This is a genomic window from Streptomyces sp. NPDC055506 (assembly GCF_053643595.1).
In genome coordinates this window covers 12,649-31,442 of the sequence record NZ_JBSHKH010000032.1, presented here as the reverse complement: position 1 = coordinate 31,442, position 18,794 = coordinate 12,649, and the positions used below count along the sequence as shown (strand labels likewise).

Genomic DNA, 18,794 nt, shown 5'->3' with positions numbered 1-18,794 from the left:
TGCCGTGCACGCCATGCAGTACGAACTCACCCTGCCCGCCGACTACGACATGGGCGTCGTCCGCGACCGGGTCGCCCGTGTGGGGCGGCTGCTCGACGACTGGGACGGGCTCGGCCTCAAGGCCTATCTGATGCGCGAGCGCGGTCTGCGCGGCTCGCCGGTCAATCAGTACGCGCCCTTCTATCTGTGGAACACCATGGAAGGCATGAACTCGTTCTTGTGGGGCGGTGGGTTCCAGCGGCTCGGTGACGACTTCGGGCGCCCGTCCGTGCGGCAGTGGACGGGGCTCGCGTACGAGGAAGGGGGCGGGGCCCAGGCGCGGTTCGCGGTACGGCACCGCCAACCGGTCCCCGATGGGGGGCTGTTGGCCGAAGTGGTGGCGGACGCCGTGGGCGAGGCCCGGCGGCTGGCGGCGGAGGACGGGGCCCTGCTCGCCGCGGCCGCCGTCGACACGAGCCGGTGGGAGCTGGTGCACTTCTCGCTCTGGGAGCACGACACGCCCAAGGCCGACGGCGACGTGTTCGAGGTGCTGCACCTGTCGGCGCCGGGCCGGGAGCGGCTGCCCCGAGGGCGTCAGTGGTGAGCGCGATACGCACGGTGCTGGGGGACGTAGCCCCTGAAGACCTGGGCGTGTGCGACGCCCACGACCATCTGTTCTTCGGCAGTCCCCGGCTGCCCGGCCAGGAGCTGCGCAGCGTGGCGGCGGCGCGGGCGGAGCTGGCCGCGTTCCGGGAGCGGGGCGGCGGGGCCGTGGTGCAGTGGACGCCGTACGGGCTGGGGCGGCGGGCCGCCGATCTGCCGCCGCTGTCCCGGGAGACGGGTGTGCACGTGGTCGCCGCGACGGGTCTGCACCAGGCCGTGCACTACGACGAGGACACGCTCGCGGGGCTGCGTGGCCGGCTCGCCGACGTCTTCGTCTCCGAACTCACCGAGGGCATCGGGGTGTCGGGAGTGCGGGCCGGGCTCGTCAAGGTCGCGGGCGGGTTCCACGCGCTGGACGCGCACGCGCGCTGGACCATGGAGGCGGCGGCCGAGGCGCATCACGCCACGGGGGCGGCCGTGGCCGTGCATCTGGAGCTGGGCACGGGCGCGCTCGACGTACTGGACCTGCTGTGCGGGGAGTTGGGGGTGCCGCCGCACCGTGTGGTGCTCGGGCATCTCAACCGCTCCCCCGACCTCGTGGTGCACCGGCAGGCGGCGGAGTCCGGCTGCTATCTGGCCTTCGACGGGCCGTCACACGCCCACCACGCCACGGACTGGCGGATGCCGGACGCCGTACGGGCCCTCGCCGACGCCGGGTTCGGGGACCGGGTGCTGCTGGGCGCCGACACCACCACGGCCGCCGCCCGCTCGGTGGGCGGCGGCCCCGGGATGCCTTATCTGCTGCGCCGGGTGCGGCCCCGGCTGGTCCAGGCCGTGGGCGAGGACCTGGTGGAGCGCATCCTCACGGAGAACCCGGGCCGGGCGTTCGCGGTGGAGTGGCGCTGACCGGCGTGGTCACGGGCGTCAGCCTCCGGCCTGGTCACTGTCCTTCAGTTCGCCCCATCCGTGCCAGCGGTCGACCTCGATCCAGGCGCTGACCCGGGGGCGGACGCGGTCGGGGTAGGGCTTGCCGATGTAGTGCCCGGCGAGGCGATCGATGTCGGCCAGGTCCTTGTCGTCGTACATCTCGGTGACGCGGCCGATGAGAGTGACGTGGGTGTACCAGTCATCGCCGTCCAGGACGGTGAGGGTGACGCGCGGGTCGCGGCGCAGGTGCTTGAGGCGCACGCGGCCCTCGTCGAGGTTGATCAGGACACGGCCGTCCTTCCACAGGTACCAGGTGGCGGTGGAGACGGGCGCGCCGTCGGAGCGCAGCGTGGCCATGACGCACGGGTTTGGCCGGCTCAGCAGGGCGTCGGCCTCGGGCGGCAGCGGCGGCTTGGACATACGGGGAACCTCCTGGGTCGATCAGGTGGACGGCTTCTCGTCGAAGCTGGCGAAGTAGGCGGCGACCATGTCCTCGTCGCCATGGCCCTGGGCGGCGGCACGCTCCATACGGGTGGCGGCCGCCTCGGCGACGTCCAGGCGGACGCCGTTGCCCGCACCGGCCTGGACGATCAGGCGGGCATCCTTCGCGGCGGTGGTCACCGCGAACTGGGGCGGTGTGAGCCGGTCGTCGAGGACCAGCTCGGACTTGGCGCGCAGATAGTTCATGTCGAGCGGGCCGCCGGCGACGAGGTCGAAGAAGCCGTGCGGGTCGACGTCGAGGGCCTTGGCCAGCGCCAGGGCCTCACCGGCGGCGGCCGTGACGGCGAGAACCCAGCTGTTGGCGACCAGCTTCAGCCGGGTGGCGGCACCCGCGGCTCCGTCCTCTCCGGTCCACATGGTGCGGGCGCCGACGGCGTCGAAGACCGGCGTCACCCGGTCCCGCCCTTCGGCGGGCCCGGCGGCGAGCACGGTCAGCTGCCCGGCCTCGGCGGGCTGACGCGTGCCCAGGACGGGCGCGTCGTAGAAGACCAGGCCGTGCTCGCGGGCGAAGGCGGCCAGATCGGCGATGCCCTCGACACCGGCGGTGGTGGACTGCACCCATGCGATGCCGGGGCGCAGGGCCGGGGCGGCCTCGCGCATCGTCTCCAGGGCGGCCGGACCGTCGTAGAGCATGGTCAGGACGACATCGGCGTCCCGCACCGCCTCCGCGGGCGTGTCGACGATCCGCACGCCCTCGGCGGCCAGCGGCTCGGCCTTGGCACGCGTACGGTTCCAGGCGCGGACGGTGTGGCCGGCCCGGGCGATGTTGCGGGCCATGGCCGCGCCCATGATGCCGGTGCCCAGGACGCTCACGGTGAGCTTGTCGGTCATTGCGCTCAACTTCCTCGGTGGTGCGGTGCGGGCGTACTGCCTGCGAACCAGCCTGCCCGCTCAGCGGCGAGCCTTCCCGGAAGCGGCGCGGGCACGCCTGTCCCACCACGCCTTTGTGCCGCTTCAGCTCACCGAGATGTCCACGGACGGCCGCAGCTTCGCCGCCGCGGCCAGCGCCTCGTGCACCGGGTGGGTGTCGAACCGGTTCAGCAGATCCGCGTCCGCCGGGTGCTCGGCGACCGGGTAGGCGATCTGCTCGTACGCCGCCTGGAAGCGGGGACCCCAGCGGCGGGCGCCGAGGCGGGCCGTACGGGAGCAGTTGTCGACCATGTATGCCACGTCCCGGGCGTGCATGTACGGCAGCAGGGAGTCGACGGCCTCGATGACGGACTCGTTGACGATCTCCGACCAGGGGTGTCCGCGGTCGGCGAACTCGTCGATCTGGGCCGTCATGGTGGCGACGAACACGCCGGCGGTGAACGGGTCGACGGGCAGGTCACGGGTGCCGCGCCGGGCCCGCACTCGGTCGCTCGCCGACCACATGGGGGATCCCCCGATCCCGCTCATCGGGCGGGCGCCGAGCCGCCGTTCGGCGAGGATCACGCTGCGCAGTTCGGTGCCGTCGGCGACGTCGTCGTAGATCTCGGCGACGATCTCTCGCGCGGGGGCGTAGGTGGCCGTGTACGCCCGGTCGAAGAGGTCCCGGTCGGAAGGGTCGAGGCCCTCGCGCACGGCTCGCAGCCCGGCTTGCGAGATGGTGCGGGCGATCGGGCCGGTGATGTTCTCGCAGGACCGTTCATAGGCCGTCACCTCGTCGTCGCCGGCCAGGCGGCAGCGGGTGTGCAGGCTCTCGACGATGCCGTGGACGGCACCCAGCAGAATGGCGCGTTCGCCGACGATGTCCGAGCGATACTCGCTGTCGAGGGTGGTGCGGAAGGTGTAGGGCGAGCCGAGCGCCACGGACCAGCCGAGCGCCAGGTCGACGGCCCGCCCGTCGGGATCGGCGTGCACCGCGAAACTGCTGTTGATCCCGGCGCCGTTGATGTGCGCGCCCTGCTCGTAGAGCCGCCGCACGGAGTCGCCCATGCCCTTGGGGCACACGGCGATCACCCCGTGCCCCGACGGGAACTCCCCGCCGGTTTCCTGGAGATGGCCGAGCAGGAAGCCGTGCGAGAGGCCGATGACGGCGCCCGGTCGCAACGCGGCGAAGATCTCCTGGTGGTGCGCGGCGAGCGCGGCGTCGGCGATCAGCAGGAGCACCAGGTCGCTGTCCGCCGTGACCTGGAGCCAGTCGCCGAGGGTGCCGTCGTCCTCGGTGAAGCCGTGGGCGCGGGCGTCGGCGCGGGAGCCGGAGCCTGGGCGCAGCCCGACGGTGACCCGGATGTCCGTATCGGCTAGGGAGTCACGCAGGTTGAGGGCCTGCGCCCGTCCCTGAGGCCCCCAGCCGATGACGCCGATGCGGCGGACACCGGCGAATGCCTGCGGGAGGAGCGGGAAGAGGTGCCGTCCGCCGCGCAGCACGGTCTCGGTGCCGCCGGGCACGTCCATGGTGTCGAGCGCGAAGACGCGGGAGGTGTACATGGTTGTCGACGTCATGGTCGAGTTGTAGGCTCGGCAGGATCCTTGCGGCAAGCGCAACTTGTGCAGCGCGGTGTTGCACCGAATGAAAGGGCCAGGTCACCCCGTGCGGGACGAGCACCGGGAGCTGCGGCTGTTCCTGCATCTGGCGCAGACGCTCAACTTCGGCCGGACGAGCCTGGACTGCCACGTCAGCCCGGCGACGCTGACGCGGACCGTGCAGCGGCTTGAGGCCGGACTCGGGCACCGGCTGTTCGATCGGGGGCCGCGCGGGGTGTCGCTCACGGCCGAGGGGCACCGGTTTCGCGAGTACGCCGTCCAGGCCCTGGAGTTGTGGCGCTCGTACCGCGAGGAGCACCCCGACCCCGCCCGGCTCACCGGCCGCCTGGCCGTGTTCGCCACGGTGACGGCGTGCCAGGCGCTGCTGCCGGACCTGCTGGGTCCCTTCCGTGCCGCACATCCGCGGGTCCGGCTCGATCTGCGCACGGGTGACGCGGCGGCGGCCCTGGCGCGGCTGGACGAGGGCGAGGTGGACGCGGCCGTGGCGGGGATCCCGCCGAGGCTGCCGGAAGCGCTGGTGAGCCGCACGGTCGCGGTGACGGAGCTGGTCCTCGTCACGGCCCGGGGCCGTCCCGGTCCCGGACTCGACGGTCCGTTCGTGCTCCCCCACCGCGGTCTGGTCCGCGATGCCGCCGACCGGTGGTTCCGCACACGGGGTACGGCACCCGACGTGGCCTGTGAACCGGACGGCCACGAAGGGCTGCTGACGCTGGTCGCCCTGGGCTGCGGCACGGGCGTGGTGCCGCGTCTGGTGCTGGAGCACAGTGCGGTGCGGGACCGGCTGGTGGTGGTCCCGGCCGATCCGGCGCCGGAGCCGTTTCCGATCGGGCTGTGCGTACGGCGGGCGGATCTGCGGCGGCCGTCGGTGGCGGCGTTGTGGAGTCTGGCCTCGGTGAACGCGCTGAGCGGCCTGGGTCTTACGTGAGCGCCCCGAGGGGATCGTCCAGCACCGGCTGCCACGCCAGTTCCGCCGCGCCGACCAGGCTGTTGTGGTCGAGGGTGCACGGCAGGATGGGGACGCCGCCGCTCTGGCCCCAGAGGCTGCGGTCGGCGACGACCGCGCGGAGACGGTCGGGGTCGGCGTCCAGGAGGGTGCGGTGCAGGCCGCCGAGGATGATGCGGTCCGGGTTGAGGATGTTGACCAGGCCGGCGAGTCCGAGGCCGAGCCGGTCGATGAGGGCCTCGGTGGCGGTGCGTACGCCCGGGTCGTCGTAGTGGTGGCGGACCAGGTCGATGGACTGCTGGAGCAGGGACACCTCGGGACCCGGGTCGCGGCCCGCCGCCGTGAGGAAGGCCAGCGGGTCGGTCTCCACGTCCAGGCAGCCGCGGCTGCCGCAGTGGCAGGGGCGGCCCTCGGGGTGCACGGTGAGGTGTCCGACCTCGAGGGCGAGGCCCGAACTGCCTCTGTGGAGGCGGCCGTCGAGGACGAGCGCGCCGCCGACGCCCCGGTGGCCGGTGGCCACGCACAGCAGGTCGCGGGCGCCGCGCCCGGCGCCGTGCCGGTGCTCGGCCAGCGCGGCGAGGTTGACGTCGTTCGCGGCGAAGGCGGGTCCGTCGATGCCGGCCGCGCGCACCTGCTCGGCGAAGATGTCGCGGACGGGCGCGCCCGCGGGCCACGCCAAGTGGAGCGGGTTGAGCGCCAGGCCCTCGGGTTCGGCGACCGCGGACGGGACGGCGAGTCCGGCGCCCACACACCGCCGCCCCGTCTCCTGGAGCAGCTCGGCGCCCGCCGTGACCACGGAGGCGAGCACCTTCGCCGGGTCCGCGTCGACGACCTCGCAGCCGGGCGCGGTGGCGACGATCCGGCCGCCCAGCCCGACCAGCGCCGCCCGGAACCCGTCGGCGTGCACCTGCGCGGCGAGCGCTACGGGGCCGTTCTCGGCGACGGCCAGCCGGTGCGAGGGCCTGCCCTGGGATCCGGCCGCCGCGCCCGGCCGGGCGTCGACGCGGATCAGCCCGAGCGCCTCCAGCTCGGCGGCGACCGCGCCGGCCGTCGCCCGGGTCACTCCGAGCTCGGCGGTGAGTACGGCCCGGGTCGGCGCGCGTCCGGTGTGGACGAGTTCCAGTGCGGGTCCGAGCGCTGAGCGCCCCCGGTCCAGCCGCGTCCTCGAGGTGCTCCCATCCCCCGCCTGCCGGGGGTCCGCCTTCCCGCTCATGAGGGCGAGTCTCCCATGATCCGCCGGGCCCCCGGCCTACAGACCGCTGACCCGGAGCGTGATGTTGAGCCGTCCGGTCAGGCCGAGCCCGGGCGGTGCCGTGTCCCCGTGTACCCGGGGAACCCCGTGGTAGGCGAGCCGGGACGGGCCGCCGAAGACGAACAGGTCGCCGCTGCGCAGCTCGACATCGGTGTAGGGCCGGGTGCGGGTCTCGGTGTTGCCGAAGCGGAAGACGCAGGTGTCGCCGAGGCTCAGCGACACCACCGGGGCCTCCGACTTCTCGTCGCCGTCGCGGTGCATGCCCATGCGGGCGTCGCCGTCGTAGAAGTTGATCAGCGCGATGTCGTAGGCAGCCGTCACCGGGTCGCCCAGGGTGTCCTGGACCGCTCGGCGGCCCAGGTCGCCCAGCCACTCGGGGAAGGGCTTGACCGGGGCGCCGTCGCCGTCGGCGACCGTGCGGGCGTAGGCGTACGGGTACCAGTGCCAGCCGAGGCAGACCTGCCGGGCGGTCATCGTGCCGCCGCCGGGTGTGCGGACCGTGCGCAGTCCGGCCGGTGGGCGGGCCCATTCCCGGCAGGCCTCCAGGAGCTCCCGCTGGTGTTCCGCGTCCAGCCAGTCCGGTATGTGTACCGCGCCGGGTGCCACCTGCGTACGGGCCCTGGGGAACAGCTCGCCGTCCATGCTTCCCATCCTGCCCGACACGGCCTGAGCTGCGGCTCGGCTAGCCTTGACGCACGATGAACGACCGTATGACGACGCCGTGGGGCGAGTTCGCGCTGACCCGTTTCCCCGAGGATCCGCGAGACAGGCTGCGTGCCTGGGACGCTTCCGACGAGTACCTGCTGAGGCATCTGGCGCGGGAGCGGGTCCCGCTGTCGGGCACGGTCGTGGTCGTCGGGGACCGGTGGGGCGCGCTGGTGACGGCGCTCGCGGAGCACGGGCCGACGCAGATCACGGATTCCCATCTGACCCAGGAGGCGACCCGGGCCAACCTGGCGCGGCACGGTGTCGAGCCCGGCGCGGTCCGGCTTCTCACCACGCAGGATCCGCCACCCGACCGCGTCGACGTGCTCCTGGTGCGGGTGCCGAAGAGCCTGGCGCTGCTGGAGGACCAGTTGCTGCGGCTGGCGCCTGCGGTGCACGAGGGGACCGTGGTCGTGGGCACGGGGATGGTGAAGGAGATCCACACCTCGACGCTCGAGTTGTTCGAGCGGATACTCGGCCCGACCCGCACCTCGCTCGCCGAGCGGAAGGCCCGGCTGATCTTCTGCACGCCGGATCCCGCACTGGAACGGCCCGCCAGTCCATGGCCGTACGTCTACACGCTGCCGGACGGCATCGGCCCGGCCGCGGGAGGCACCGTCGTCAACCACGCGGGTGTCTTCTGCGCCGACCGGCTCGACATCGGCACCCGGTTCTTCCTCGGGCATCTGCCGGGCAGCAGGGGCGACGGCCGGCGAGTGGTGGACCTGGGGTGCGGCAACGGCGTGGTCGGTACGGCGGTGGCGCTGGCCGACCCGGAGGCCGAGGTGCTGTTCGTGGACGAGTCGTTCCAGGCCGTGGCATCGGCGGAGGCGACGTACAAGGCGAACGGGGTGCCGGGGCACGCCGAGTTCCGGGTGGGCGACGGGCTGGACGGGGTGCCGTCGGGCAGTGTCGACCTGGTCCTCAACAACCCGCCGTTCCACTCCCACCAGGCGACGACGGACGCCACGGCCCGGCGGATGTTCACAGGGGCGCGGCGCGCGCTGCGGCCGGGCGGCGAGCTGTGGGTGATCGGCAACCGGCATCTGGGCTACCACGTCACGCTGCGGCGGATCTTCGGCAACAGCCGACTGGTCGCCAGTGACCCGAAGTTCGTGGTGCTGAAGGCCGTCAAGCGGTAGCCGGGCCGAGGGTCCGGAGGGCTCTCGCCACCGTCTTTGTCATCGCCTCTCGCGCCACCGTCAGGTAGCCGCGCGGGTCGACGGCCTCGGGGCGCTCGGCGAGGAAGTCCCGGATGGCGCCGGTCAGCGCGATGTTCAGGGCCGTGCCGATGTTGACCTTGGCGATACCGCCCGCGACCGCTGCCATGAGTTCGTCGTCCGGGACGCCGGAGGAGCCGTGCAGGACGAGCGGGACGTCCAGGGTCGCCGACAGGCGCTTGAGGAGGGCGTGGTCGAGGCTCGCGGTGCGGGTGGTCATGGCGTGGGCGCTGCCGATGGCGACGGCCAGGGCGTCCACCCCCGAGTCGGCGACGAAGGCCCGGGCCTCGTCGGGGTCGGTGCGGGCGCCGGGGGCGTGCGCGTCCAGCGGGGGTCTGCCGTTCTTGCCGCCGATCTGCCCCAGCTCGGCCTCGATCCAGAGGCCTTGCTCGTGTGCCCAGTCGACGGCCGCCCGGGTCGTGGCGAGGTTCCGGGCGTAGGGCAGCCGGGCGGCGTCGTACATCACGGAGCTGAAGCCGGCCTCGGCCGCCTGGTACAGCAGGGCGTCGCTCTGTACGTGGTCGAGGTGCAACGCGACCGGTACGGCGGCGCGTTCGGCTTCGGCGACGGCCGCGCGGGCGAGCGGGAGCAGTTGCCCGCCGCGGAACTTGACCGCGTTCTCGCTGACCTGGAGCACGACGGGGGCGTGCACGGACTCGGCTCCGGCGATGACGGCCTCGATGTGTTCCAGCGTGATCACGTTGAACGAGGCGACGGCCGAGCGGGCCGCGGCGGCGCGGGTGACGAGCTCGCCGGTGGTGGTGAGGGGCACGGTGCCTCCAGGGTCAGGGACGAGGATGACCGAGGTCAGTGAGTGAGGATCACCGAGCGGGTGAGATGGCGGGGGCTGTCCGGGTCGAGGCCGCGGGAGGCGGCGACCGCGACGGCGAGCCGCTGGGCACGGACTAGTTCGGCGAGCGGGTCCAGGGTTCCGGCGATCCACAACGCGCCCGTGCCGCCGACCTGTTCGGCGAGGCCGTCCGGCGCGTCCCCGAACATCCAGGTCGCGGTTCCGCTGGTGGTGACGCTGATCGGCCCGTGCCGGTACTCCATCGCCGGGTAGGCCTCCGCCCAGGACAGCGACGCCTCGCGCATCTTCAGCCCGGCCTCGTTGGCCAGGCCGATGGTCCAGCCGCGTCCCAGGAAGGCGAACTGGGCGCATTCCACCAGGCCTTCGGGCAGGGGCTCCGCCAGTGCCGTGCGCGCGTCGGTGACGGCCACGTCGGGGTGGAGTCCCAGATGGGCGCGGAGCAGGGTGAGGGCGGTGGTCGCGAACCGGGTCTGCACGACGGAGCGTTCGTCCGCGAAGTCGAGTACCGCGAGCTCGTCGGCCGCCGCCATCACGGGCGTGTCCGGGTCGGCGGTGATCGCGGTGGTGCGGGTGCGGCCCTTCAACCGGCCGAGCAGGTCGAGGACTTCGGTCGTGGTGCCGGAGCGGGTGAGGGCGACGACCCGGTCGTAGTCCCTGCCGTAGGGGAACTCCGAGGCGGCGAAGGCGTCGGTCTCGCCCTGGCCGGAGTCCTCGCGCAGGGCCGCGGCGGCCTGCGCCATGAAGTAGGAGGTGCCGCAGCCGACGATCGCGACCCGCTCCCCCGCCGCCGGCAACACCCCCGCGTACTCCGCCGCCTCCGAGGCGGCGCGTGTCCAGCACTCGGGCTGGCTGATCAGCTCGTCCTCGACATGCGTCATGCCGCACCCTCCGCTCTGATTGTTCCTGCAAGATATCGCCACCTTTCGAGCAACATCAAGCATTACGTGAGATCGGGTGCGCTAGGGTCGCCCGGAGATCGAGACGTGGAGGTGCGGATGTCGCGCGACGCCCGCTGGAAGGCGCTGCTGGACCTGCTCGTGGAGCGCGGCCGGCTGGACGTCGAGGAGGCGGCCGGAGAGCTGGGGGTGTCGGCCGCGACGATCCGCCGCGACTTCGACGGGCTGGCCGAGCAGCAGATGCTGGTGCGCACCCGGGGCGGCGCGGTCGTGCACGGCGTGTCGTACGAGCTGCCGCTGCGCTACAAGACGGCCCGGCACGCCTCGGAGAAGCAGCGCATCGCGAAGGCGGTGGCGGATCTGGTCGCGCCCGGCGAGGCGGTCGGACTGACCGGCGGTACGACCACCACCGAGGTGGCGCGGGCGCTGGCGGCGCGCGGGGATCTGGCGTCCGGGTCGCCCGCGCTGACCGTCGTGACGAACGCGCTGAACATCGCCAACGAGCTGGCCGTACGCCCCCAGTTCAAGATCGTGCTGACCGGCGGGGTGGCCCGCGCGCAGTCGTACGAGCTGGTCGGGCCGCTCGCGGACGGGGTGCTCGGGCAGATCACCGTCGATGTGGCAGTGCTCGGCGTGGTCGCCTTCGACGTCACACACGGGGCCGCGGCACACGACGAGGCCGAGGCCGCGATCAACCGGCTGCTGTGCGAGCGCGCGGAGCGCGTGGTCGTGGCCGCCGACTCCAGCAAGCTGGGCCAGCGCGCCTTCGCCCGGATCTGCGCGGCCGAGGCGGTGGACACGCTGGTCACGGACACGGCGGCCGACACGGAGACGCTGCGCCCCTTCGAGGAGGCCGGGCTGCGGGTCGTCACGGTGTGACACGCGGCCGCTTCCTGTCTGCGGGCCTAAGCTGATAGCCAGGCGCTCGCCAGGCAGGGAGGCTGCCATGCGGGAAACAGCGGACGGGCGGCGGTATCTGCCGATCGCCGAGCACGGGCTGATCGGCGACCTGCGCAGCGTGGCCCTGGTGGGGACCGACGGCACGATCGACTGGTACTGCTGCCCGGCCTTCGACGCGCCGAGCGTGTTCGCCTCGATCCTGGACGCGGAGCGCGGCGGCTGTTTCGAGCTGGCGGCGACGGTGCCGGCCCGGACCAAGCAGTTCTACTTCCCGGACACCAACGTCCTGATGACGCGGTTCTTCACGGAGGACGGCGTCGGCGAGGTGCAGGACTTCATGCCGGTGGACGGCGGGCCGGCCGAGGCCGAGCGGCACCGGCTGATCCGCCGGGTGGTGTGCGTACGCGGCTCGATCCCCTTCCGTACGCGCGTGGCTCCCCGGTTCGACTACGGCACCCGGCCGCACACCGTCCGGCTGAACGGTGAGACGGCGCTCTTCGAAGCCGACGGGATGGCGCTCGCGCTGACCGCGACCGTGCCGCTGGAGGCCGACGGTCCTGACGTGTGCGGGGACTTCAAGCTCGGCGAGGGCGAGTCGGCGGTGTTCGCGCTGGACAAGGTCGGCGGCGAGGTGTCGCCCCGCCGGTGTGCGCGCATGGAGGCGGAGGAGCAGCTCTCGGCGACGGTGGCGTACTGGCGGGCGTGGCTGGCGTCGTCGCGGTACCGGGGCCGCTGGCGGGAGATGGTGCACCGCTCGGCCCTGACGCTGAAGCTGCTGACGTACGCGCCGACCGGGGCGATCGTGGCCGCGCCGACGACGAGCCTGCCCGAGCGGCTAGGCGGCGAACGCAACTGGGACTACCGGTACGTGTGGGTGCGCGACGCGGCGTTCTGCGTCTACGCCCTGCTGCGGCTGGGCTTCACCGGCGAGGCCGAGGCGTTCATGGATTTCGTGTCCCGGCACATCAGCCCGGGCGACGGCAAGCACTCCGGACCGCTGCAGATCATGTACGGCATCGACGGGCGCGCCGACCTGCCCGAACGCACTCTCGACCATCTGGAGGGCCACGAGGGCTCCCCTCCGGTACGGGTCGGCAACGCGGCCGCCGACCAGCTCCAGCTCGACATCTACGGCGCGCTGATCGACTCCATCTACCTCTACGACAAGTGGGCCAAGCCCATCTCCAGCGGTCAGTGGGACGATGTGACCGCGCTGGTTGACTGGGTGTGCGCGCACTGGGACCAGCCCGACGAGGGGGTCTGGGAGACCCGGGGCGGCCGCAAGAACTTCCTGTACTCGCGGCTGATGTGCTGGGTGGCGATCGAGCGGGCCATCCGGATGGCCACCCGGCGCGGGCTGCCCGCCGATCTGCCGCGCTGGCGGGAGTGCCGCGACACGATCTACCGGCGGATCATGAGCCGGGGCTGGTCCGAGGAGCGCCGGGCCTTCGTCCAGCACGAGGACGGCGACGTGCTGGACGCGGCCGTGCTGATGATGCCGCTGACGAAGTTCATCGCCCCGACGGACCCCAAGTGGCTGTCGACGCTGGACGTCCTCACCGAGGAACTGGTGTCGGACTCGCTGGTCTACCGCTACGACCCGCAGTCCAGCCCGGACGGTGTCCGCGGTGACGAGGGCACGTTCTCCATCTGCTCGTTCTGGTACGTCGAGGCCATGGTGCACGCCGGCCGGATCGACGAGGCGCGCCTGGCCTTCGAGAAGATGCTGACGTACGCCAACCATCTCGGCCTGTACGCCGAGGAGATCAGCCACACCGGGGAACAGCAGGGCAACTTCCCGCAGGCGTTCACGCATCTGGCACTGATCAGCGCGGCCTTCAACCTGGACCGTGCGCTCGGCTGAGGCAGCTCAGTGCCCGTGACCGTCGCCTGTATGCCCCTCCGGGGTACCCGGTCCGTCGGTCGCCGTCCCGCCGGCCCGGACGGTGAACGCGGCCGTGCGGACCTTTCCCTCGTGCTTGAAGTCGAGGAACAGGCGGTAGGAACCGGTGCTGGGTGCCGTGGCCGTGAACGAGACGGCCGGGCCGGGCCGGGTGGTGCCGTCGCCGGGTTCGCCGTTCGGGTGGACGTGCAGGTAGGCGAGGTCGCCGGAGCGCAGGGCGACCAGGTGGCCGTACGCGCCGAGGTAGGGCTGGAGGTCGGTGACGGGCTTGCCGGCCCGGGAGACCCGCAGTTTCAGTTCGCTCGCCTTGCCCGGGCGCAGGGCGCCGGCCAGCTCGACCTCGTAACCGTCGGTCTCGGCCGTGGTGCTCGCCGACGGGAGTTTCTCCGGCTGGTAGGGACCGGAGGCGGCGAGGTCCGCGCCGAGGGTGAGGTTCCGGGCGTTCTTCTTCGCCGGGGTGAAGTCGGCGAAGACGCGGTAGCCGCCGGCGCGGGGCAGGTCGACGGGGATGCTCCAGGTGCCGTCGGCGGCGCGGCTGGGGTGCAGGTGGCGGTAGGTGACCAGGTCGCGTGAGGCCACGATGAGGTGGAGTTCCTTGTCGTGTTCGCGCTGGTAGGCGGTGACGGCCCGGCCGCTGCCGTCCCGGACGGTGAAGCGCAGGTCGGCCCGCTGTCCGGCGGTGACGCGCGGGGTCTCGAGGTCGAGCGTGTAGCCGCCCTCGGAGATCTGGAGTCCGCCGGCCGGGGGTGCCCCCTGTCCGGCGCGACCGCCGCCCTCCTCCGGCTCCGGCGCGGGCCGGGTGTGCTCGTCCTCGTGTTTCGGCGGGGCGTCGGCGACGACGGGGTCGATGCCCTGCCCGACGCCGTAGGCCGTGCCGAACGTCGCGGCCAGGGCGGCGGCGAAGGCGGTGATCTTCAGTCCGGTATTCATGGCCGGCGTCTCCTTCAAGAAGCGGGCCTCCCGCGCTGATGCGGGGACTCCATGCAGCTCACCATACCCCCGGGGGGTAGTGAGTCAAGCTGTTCTCGCGCTTGCATCCTATACCCCTCAGGGGTATACAGGAACTCGGCGAGGGATACCCCCGCCCCGTATCATTCGGAAGCACCCCCAGGAGGCACCGATGCCCGCCACCACCTACGCCGTCGCCGGAATGTCCTGCGGTCACTGCAAGGCCACGCTGACCGAGGCCATCGGCGGGCTGGACGGCGTCAGCGGCGTCGAGGTCGATCTCGGCAGCGGACACGTCACCGTCACCAGTGCCGCCGAGCCCGACGACGCCGTGATCGCGGAAACCGTCGACGAGGCCGGCTACGAGCTGACCGGGCGGGTCTGACCATGACCATCGAAACGGTCGGGACCGGCGCCGAAGTGGAGCTCGCCATCGGAGGCATGACCTGTGCCTCCTGCGCGGCTCGCATCGAGAAGAAGCTCAACCGCATGGACGGGGTCAGCGCCACCGTCAACTACGCCACCGAGAAGGCGAAGGTCAGCTACTCCGGTGATATCTCGGTCGGGGATCTGATCGCCACGGTCGAGGCCACCGGGTACACCGCCCAGGAACCGGCACCGGCCGAGCGGCACACCGAGCCCGAGGAAACCGACGAACTCCGTCCGCTGCGCGAGCGGCTGGTCACGGCCGTGGTGCTGGCGGTTCCCGTCGTGGCCATGGCCATGATCCCGGCGCTGCAGTTCGAGTACTGGCAGTGGCTGTCGCTGACGCTGGCCGCACCCGTCGTGACGTACGCGGCCTGGCCTTTCCACAAGGCCGCGTTCACCAACGCCCGGCACGGCGCGGCCACCATGGACACGCTGATCTCGGTGGGCACCTCGGCCGCGTTCCTGTGGTCGCTGTGGGCGCTGTTCTTCGGCACCGCGGGCACGCCGGGCATGACGCACCCCTTCGAGCTGACCATCGAGCGCACGGACGGCGCCGGGAACATCTACCTGGAGGCCGCCGCGGGCGTGACGGCCTTCATCCTGGCCGGGCGGTACTTCGAGGCGCGTGCGAAGCGCAAGGCGGGGGCGGCGCTGCGGGCGCTGCTGGAGCTGGGCGCCAAGGACGTCACCGTGCTGCGGTCCGATGACCGTGAACAGACCGTTCCTGTCTCCGAGTTGAAGGTCGGTGACCGCTTCCTGGTCCGGCCCGGCGAGAAGATCGCCACGGACGGGACGGTCGTCGAGGGTTCCTCGGCCGTGGACGCCTCGATGCTCACCGGCGAGTCCGTGCCAGTGGAGGTCAGCACCGGCGATCCGGTCACGGGCGCCACGATCAACGTCGGCGGCCGGCTCGTCGTGCGCGCCACCCGGGTCGGCTCCGACACTCAACTGGCCCGTATGGCCCGGCTGGTGGAGGACGCGCAGAACGGCAAGGCCGCGGCGCAGCGGCTCGCGGACCGAATCTCCGCCGTGTTCGTGCCGGTCGTGATCGCACTCGCGCTGGGCACGCTGGGCTTCTGGCTCGGCAACGGCGTCGGTCTGACGGCCGCCTTCACGGCCGCCGTCGCCGTCCTGGTCATCGCCTGCCCGTGCGCCCTCGGTCTGGCCACACCGACCGCGCTGATGGTCGGTACCGGGCGGGGTGCCCAGCTCGGCATCCTCATCAAGGGCCCGGAGGTCCTGGAGTCCACACGCCGGGTCGACACCGTCGTCCTCGACAAGACCGGCACCGTCACCACCGGCCGGATGACCCTGCTCGCGGTGCACACGGCCGACGGCACCGGCGAGGCCGAGGTGCTGCGGCTGGCCGGGGCACTGGAGCACTCCTCCGAGCATCCGATCGCCCGGGCCGTCGCCGACGGGGCGCTGGAGAAGCTGGGCGGCGCGCTGCCCCCGCCGGAGGACTTCGCCAATGTGCCCGGGCTCGGCGTCCAAGGCGTCGTGGAGGGCCACGCGGTGCTCGTCGGGCGGGAGCGGCTGCTGGCCGACTGGGCGATGGAGCTGCCGGAGGACCTGGCCCGAGCCAGGGCGGCGGCCGAGGACGCCGGACGTACCGCCATCGCCGTCGCCTGGGACGGCGAGGCGCGTGCGGTGCTGGAGGTCGCCGACGCGGTGAAGGAGACGAGCGAGGAAGCGATCCGGCGGCTACGCGCGCTCGGGCTGACCCCGATCCTGCTGACCGGCGACAACGAGGCGGTGGCCCGGTCCGTCGCCCGCGAGGTCGGTATCGCTCCGGAGGATGTCGTCGCCGAGGTCCTCCCGCAGGACAAGGTCGACGTCGTCAAGCGGCTGCAGGCCGAGGGCCGCTCGGTGGCGATGGTCGGCGACGGTGTCAACGACGCGGCGGCCCTGGCCCAGGCCGATCTCGGACTGGCGATGGGCACCGGCACGGACGCCGCGATCGAGGCCGGGGACCTGACCCTGGTGCGGGGCGACCTGCGGGCCGCGGCGGACGCCATCCGCCTCTCCCGCCGCACCCTCGGCACCATCCGCTCGAACCTGTTCTGGGCCTTCGCCTACAACGTGGCGGCCCTGCCGCTGGCCGCGGCCGGACTGCTCACGCCGATGATCGCCGGGGCGGCCATGGCCTTCTCCTCGGTCTTCGTCGTCGGCAACTCGCTGCGGCTGCGCACTTTCCGGGCGGCCGGCTGAAGCGGTCGCGGGACCGCGACGGCGGCCCGGTCAGCGGTGGTGCCAGACCAGCGTGTAGCGCCAGAACAGGCGGCGGCGCAGACGGGCGCCGGGCAGGACGGCACGGGCCTCGCGGAGGATCTCGGGGAAGGTCATGTCCGCCGGTCTTGTGGGGGCGGTCATCGAGGCAGGGCGTGCTGCCCGGCGGCCCCGGTTCTTCACCAGGGCCATGACGATGTTGAGCGGGACCGACACGATGCCGAGAAGGTGGTCGGTGGGGGTCTGTTCCCGGGAGACCCCGACGACGACCAGGGTGCCGCCGGGGGCCAGACGGTCGCGGAAGGCCTGCAGGGTCTCCGTGAACGGCAGGTGGTGGAGCACGGCGACGCAGGTGATGACGTCGTACGACTCGTCGGGAAGCCCGGCCGGCGCGTCGGCCACCGCGTAGGTCACCGGGGCCGTCGCCGGGGTCAGCTCCCGCGCCCGGGCCGTGATCGCCGGGTCGGCGTCGATCCCCCGCACCCGGTCGGCCCGGGTGGCCAGCAGCCGGGCGAGGTCACCGCTGCCGCACCCCACGTCCAGGGCGCTTCCCGCACGCGCGGGGAGTCGCCGCAGGATCCAGCGGTGGAAGTGGGCGTTGTGGTCCCAGGGGCGGGCGGCGTGGAAACGGTCGAGTGCGCGCAGGGCCCGGTGCGGTGGTGATGTCATGCCGCAAGTTCACCAGTACGCCACCGGACGGCCGTGCCGAGCCCGCCTCACGGCGCACGGATGGCCGTCCGCCGCGTGGGCACTCAGCAGGTACCGGCCCGCGGGGGCGCCGAGCGTGCGCCCGGCGTGAGCCGGTACCTTGCTGGGGAAAGGCCACTGCGGGGAGAAGCACATGACCGATCCGACGATCACAGACGCGGACGCCCCCCGTCCGCTGCCGAGCGGAGGGAAGCCCGCAAACCGACCCGGCCGGCTCCTGGCCGCCGTCCTCGGCGATCTCAGGGCGGTGGACGGCGCCCTGTACGCGGCGGTGGCGGCCACCCCCACGCCCACCCTCGACCGGACGCTGCGCCATCTGTCCCACGCGGCCGACCACTCCAAGATCTCGTTCGGCATCGCCGCCGCCCTGGCGCTGGCCGGGAAGCGCCCGCGCCGGGCCGCGGTCGTCGGCGTCGGGGCGATCGCCGTGGCGGCGGCCTCCGCCAACCTGCTCGGCAAGCGCCGGGTGCGCCGGGGCCGGCCCGACCGGGAGGCGGCCCGGGTGACGGTGGACCGGCATGTCCGGATGCCCACGTCGGCCTCGTTCCCGTCCGGGCACACGGCGTCGGCGGTCGCGTTCGCCACCGCCGTCGGTGTGGTCCTGCCGCCCGCCGCGGTGCCGCTCGGGGCGCTGGCGAGCGCCGTCGGCTACTCCCGTATCCACACGGGCGTGCACTATCCGGGCGACGTGGCCGCCGGGGCGGTCCTCGGCATCGCGAGCGCCGCCGCGGCGCTGGCCGCCGCGGCGGCCACCCCTTCGGCGCGGACCCAGGCCCTCTTGACGGCGGCTCGTGCGTGGCCGCGGATCAGCATCGGTTCCACGGGACGTTGAGGCCGTCGGCCGGGCGTGCGGCTTGCCGCCCCGCGCCCGGCCCCGGCACACCGGCGGGCCCTCAGCCGAAGGCCTTCACCGCCTGGTAGTACGTCCACGCCGTGCTGTCGCAGGCGTTCTTCGTGCCGCCCGTGTAGGCGGCGCAGATCCGCTTGAGGTCCTCGTAGAAGGCGCTGTCGAGACGGGACTTGTCGGCGCTGAAGGTGCCGGCGGCCTTGTAGTTGCGGTAGCCGAAGTCGTGGCGGGCGCAGGACATCAAGAAGGGGAAGCCGAACGGGTTGTCCGGCGACGAGGAGCAGTAGTCGGTCGACCAGTCGAAGGCGTACGCGGACCAGGCGGCCTGGTTCGCACGGGCGGCGGCCCAGGCGTTGTAGCTCGACGCGCTGGTCTGCGTCCAGCTCGCGAGCACCTGGGGCTTGTCGGCGGGGGCGGCACTCGCGAGGCTCGCGGTGCCGACGACGGTGACGAGGGACAGGGCTGAGGCGGCAAGACCGGTGGCGAGTCCGCGGTGCATCCCACACCTCCATGAGGCTGCGGCC

At 72.9% G+C, this 18,794-nt stretch carries 19 protein-coding genes; 9 read left to right on the top strand and 10 right to left on the bottom strand.

The features are described from left to right. Positions 1-4: 4 nt before the first annotated feature. Together ACWIF2_RS15055 and ACWIF2_RS15050 are read left to right on the top strand one after the other, a co-directional pair. Positions 5-583 (top strand): DUF4865 family protein, encoded by a 579-nt coding sequence (locus ACWIF2_RS15055; protein ID WP_454360684.1) that lies wholly within the window; start codon positions 5-7, stop codon positions 581-583. Next, entirely contained in the window at positions 580-1,488 is a 909-nt protein-coding gene (locus ACWIF2_RS15050) for a phosphotriesterase family protein (RefSeq protein WP_454360683.1), read from the top strand. Before ACWIF2_RS15055 ends, ACWIF2_RS15050 begins: the two co-directional genes overlap by 4 nt. A gap of 18 nt (positions 1,489-1,506) precedes the next feature. Here the strand turns inward: ACWIF2_RS15050 and ACWIF2_RS15045 are convergent, their stop codons facing one another. The 3 genes from ACWIF2_RS15045 to ACWIF2_RS15035 all read right to left on the bottom strand — a co-directional run bounded on the left by ACWIF2_RS15045 (position 1,507) and on the right by ACWIF2_RS15035 (position 4,437). Then, the gene (locus ACWIF2_RS15045) at positions 1,507-1,929 is read right to left on the bottom strand and encodes a PPOX class F420-dependent oxidoreductase (RefSeq protein WP_454360682.1); all 423 of its coding nucleotides are present in this window, start codon (positions 1,927-1,929) and stop codon (positions 1,507-1,509) included. Between the two features lie 21 nt (positions 1,930-1,950). After that, positions 1,951-2,850 carry an NAD(P)-dependent oxidoreductase gene (locus tag ACWIF2_RS15040; protein WP_454360681.1) on the bottom strand — a complete coding sequence of 300 codons (900 nt, stop codon included), beginning with the start codon at positions 2,848-2,850 and terminating at the stop codon, positions 1,951-1,953. Between the two features lie 114 nt (positions 2,851-2,964). Further along, positions 2,965-4,437 (bottom strand): ketol-acid reductoisomerase, encoded by a 1,473-nt coding sequence (locus tag ACWIF2_RS15035; protein WP_454360680.1) that lies wholly within the window; start codon positions 4,435-4,437, stop codon positions 2,965-2,967. Positions 4,438-4,525: 88 nt separating this feature from the next. Between ACWIF2_RS15035 and ilvY the strand changes: the two genes are divergently transcribed. After that, the gene (gene ilvY, locus ACWIF2_RS15030; protein WP_454360679.1) at positions 4,526-5,404 is read left to right on the top strand and encodes an HTH-type transcriptional activator IlvY; all 879 of its coding nucleotides are present in this window, start codon (positions 4,526-4,528) and stop codon (positions 5,402-5,404) included. Here ilvY and ACWIF2_RS15025 read toward each other — a convergent pair. Both ACWIF2_RS15025 and ACWIF2_RS15020 read right to left on the bottom strand, forming a co-directional pair. Beyond that, on the bottom strand, positions 5,397-6,635 hold the full coding sequence (locus tag ACWIF2_RS15025; RefSeq protein ID WP_454360678.1) for an ROK family protein: 1,239 nt from the start codon (positions 6,633-6,635) through the stop codon (positions 5,397-5,399). The genes ilvY and ACWIF2_RS15025 overlap by 8 nt on opposite strands. Positions 6,636-6,671: 36 nt before the next feature. Beyond that, complete coding sequence (locus ACWIF2_RS15020; RefSeq protein ID WP_454360677.1) at positions 6,672-7,316, bottom strand: alpha-ketoglutarate-dependent dioxygenase AlkB family protein; 645 nt, start codon at positions 7,314-7,316, stop codon at positions 6,672-6,674. A 68-nt stretch (positions 7,317-7,384) separates the two neighbouring features. Between ACWIF2_RS15020 and ACWIF2_RS15015 the strand changes: the two genes are divergently transcribed. Beyond that, on the top strand, positions 7,385-8,521 hold the full coding sequence (locus ACWIF2_RS15015; protein WP_454360731.1) for a methyltransferase: 1,137 nt from the start codon (positions 7,385-7,387) through the stop codon (positions 8,519-8,521). Here the strand turns inward: ACWIF2_RS15015 and ACWIF2_RS15010 are convergent. Both ACWIF2_RS15010 and ACWIF2_RS15005 read right to left on the bottom strand, forming a co-directional pair. Then, positions 8,511-9,371, bottom strand: a complete 861-nt coding sequence (locus ACWIF2_RS15010) for a class II fructose-bisphosphate aldolase (RefSeq protein ID WP_454360676.1) — start codon at positions 9,369-9,371, stop codon at positions 8,511-8,513. The two genes, ACWIF2_RS15015 and ACWIF2_RS15010, sit on opposite strands and share 11 nt — an antisense overlap. A 35-nt stretch (positions 9,372-9,406) precedes the next feature. Next, positions 9,407-10,288 (bottom strand): SIS domain-containing protein, encoded by an 882-nt coding sequence (locus ACWIF2_RS15005; protein ID WP_454360675.1) that lies wholly within the window; start codon positions 10,286-10,288, stop codon positions 9,407-9,409. 117 nt (positions 10,289-10,405) lie between these two features. Between ACWIF2_RS15005 and ACWIF2_RS15000 the strand changes: the two genes are divergently transcribed. Together ACWIF2_RS15000 and ACWIF2_RS14995 are read left to right on the top strand one after the other, a co-directional pair. Next, a complete protein-coding gene (locus tag ACWIF2_RS15000; RefSeq protein ID WP_454360674.1) occupies positions 10,406-11,185 on the top strand; it encodes a DeoR/GlpR family DNA-binding transcription regulator in 780 nt (259 codons plus the stop codon). A gap of 67 nt (positions 11,186-11,252) precedes the next feature. Further along, a complete protein-coding gene (locus tag ACWIF2_RS14995) occupies positions 11,253-13,070 on the top strand; it encodes a glycoside hydrolase family 15 protein (RefSeq protein ID WP_454360673.1) in 1,818 nt (605 codons plus the stop codon). A 6-nt stretch (positions 13,071-13,076) separates the two neighbouring features. Here the strand turns inward: ACWIF2_RS14995 and ACWIF2_RS14990 are convergent, their stop codons facing one another. Beyond that, positions 13,077-14,039, bottom strand: a complete 963-nt coding sequence (locus ACWIF2_RS14990; RefSeq protein ID WP_454360672.1) for a hypothetical protein — start codon at positions 14,037-14,039, stop codon at positions 13,077-13,079. Between the two features lie 190 nt (positions 14,040-14,229). On the opposite strand from ACWIF2_RS14990, the gene ACWIF2_RS14985 reads away from it, so the two are divergent. Then, on the top strand, positions 14,230-14,442 hold the full coding sequence (locus tag ACWIF2_RS14985) for a heavy-metal-associated domain-containing protein (protein ID WP_454360671.1): 213 nt from the start codon (positions 14,230-14,232) through the stop codon (positions 14,440-14,442). A gap of 2 nt (positions 14,443-14,444) precedes the next feature. Then, complete coding sequence (locus ACWIF2_RS14980) at positions 14,445-16,697, top strand: heavy metal translocating P-type ATPase (protein ID WP_454360670.1); 2,253 nt, start codon at positions 14,445-14,447, stop codon at positions 16,695-16,697. A gap of 30 nt (positions 16,698-16,727) precedes the next feature. Here ACWIF2_RS14980 and ACWIF2_RS14975 read toward each other — a convergent pair whose 3' ends face one another. Next, positions 16,728-17,384 (bottom strand): class I SAM-dependent methyltransferase, encoded by a 657-nt coding sequence (locus ACWIF2_RS14975; RefSeq protein WP_454360669.1) that lies wholly within the window; start codon positions 17,382-17,384, stop codon positions 16,728-16,730. 172 nt (positions 17,385-17,556) lie between these two features. Here ACWIF2_RS14975 and ACWIF2_RS14970 point away from each other — a divergent pair, with 172 nt between their 5' ends. Then, positions 17,557-18,255 (top strand): phosphatase PAP2 family protein, encoded by a 699-nt coding sequence (locus tag ACWIF2_RS14970; RefSeq protein ID WP_454360668.1) that lies wholly within the window; start codon positions 17,557-17,559, stop codon positions 18,253-18,255. Positions 18,256-18,316: 61 nt separating this feature from the next. On the opposite strand, the gene ACWIF2_RS14965 is transcribed toward ACWIF2_RS14970, so the two are convergent. After that, on the bottom strand, positions 18,317-18,769 hold the full coding sequence (locus tag ACWIF2_RS14965; protein WP_454360667.1) for a phospholipase: 453 nt from the start codon (positions 18,767-18,769) through the stop codon (positions 18,317-18,319). Positions 18,770-18,794: the final 25 nt, after the last annotated feature.

Bases quoted from the DNA above. Each gene is read 5' to 3' on its own strand.
- ACWIF2_RS14990 (WP_454360672.1), bottom strand. From the start codon at position 14,039: ATGAATACCGGACTGAAGATCACCGCCTTCGCCGCCGCCCTGGCCGCG.
- ACWIF2_RS15045 (WP_454360682.1), bottom strand. From the start codon at position 1,929: ATGTCCAAGCCGCCGCTGCCGCCCGAGGCCGACGCCCTGCTGAGCCGG.
- ACWIF2_RS14975 (WP_454360669.1), bottom strand. From the start codon at position 17,384: ATGACATCACCACCGCACCGGGCCCTGCGCGCACTCGACCGTTTCCAC.
- ACWIF2_RS14985 (WP_454360671.1), top strand. From the start codon at position 14,230: ATGCCCGCCACCACCTACGCCGTCGCCGGAATGTCCTGCGGTCACTGC.
- ACWIF2_RS14965 (WP_454360667.1), bottom strand. From the start codon at position 18,769: ATGCACCGCGGACTCGCCACCGGTCTTGCCGCCTCAGCCCTGTCCCTC.
- ACWIF2_RS15025 (WP_454360678.1), bottom strand. From the start codon at position 6,635: ATGAGCGGGAAGGCGGACCCCCGGCAGGCGGGGGATGGGAGCACCTCG.
- ACWIF2_RS15015 (WP_454360731.1), top strand. From the start codon at position 7,385: ATGACGACGCCGTGGGGCGAGTTCGCGCTGACCCGTTTCCCCGAGGAT.
- ACWIF2_RS15035 (WP_454360680.1), bottom strand. From the start codon at position 4,437: ATGACGTCGACAACCATGTACACCTCCCGCGTCTTCGCGCTCGACACC.
- ACWIF2_RS15020 (WP_454360677.1), bottom strand. From the start codon at position 7,316: ATGGACGGCGAGCTGTTCCCCAGGGCCCGTACGCAGGTGGCACCCGGC.
- ACWIF2_RS14995 (WP_454360673.1), top strand. From the start codon at position 11,253: ATGCGGGAAACAGCGGACGGGCGGCGGTATCTGCCGATCGCCGAGCAC.
- ACWIF2_RS15005 (WP_454360675.1), bottom strand. From the start codon at position 10,288: ATGACGCATGTCGAGGACGAGCTGATCAGCCAGCCCGAGTGCTGGACA.
- ACWIF2_RS14980 (WP_454360670.1), top strand. From the start codon at position 14,445: ATGACCATCGAAACGGTCGGGACCGGCGCCGAAGTGGAGCTCGCCATC.
- ACWIF2_RS15000 (WP_454360674.1), top strand. From the start codon at position 10,406: ATGTCGCGCGACGCCCGCTGGAAGGCGCTGCTGGACCTGCTCGTGGAG.
- ACWIF2_RS14970 (WP_454360668.1), top strand. From the start codon at position 17,557: ATGACCGATCCGACGATCACAGACGCGGACGCCCCCCGTCCGCTGCCG.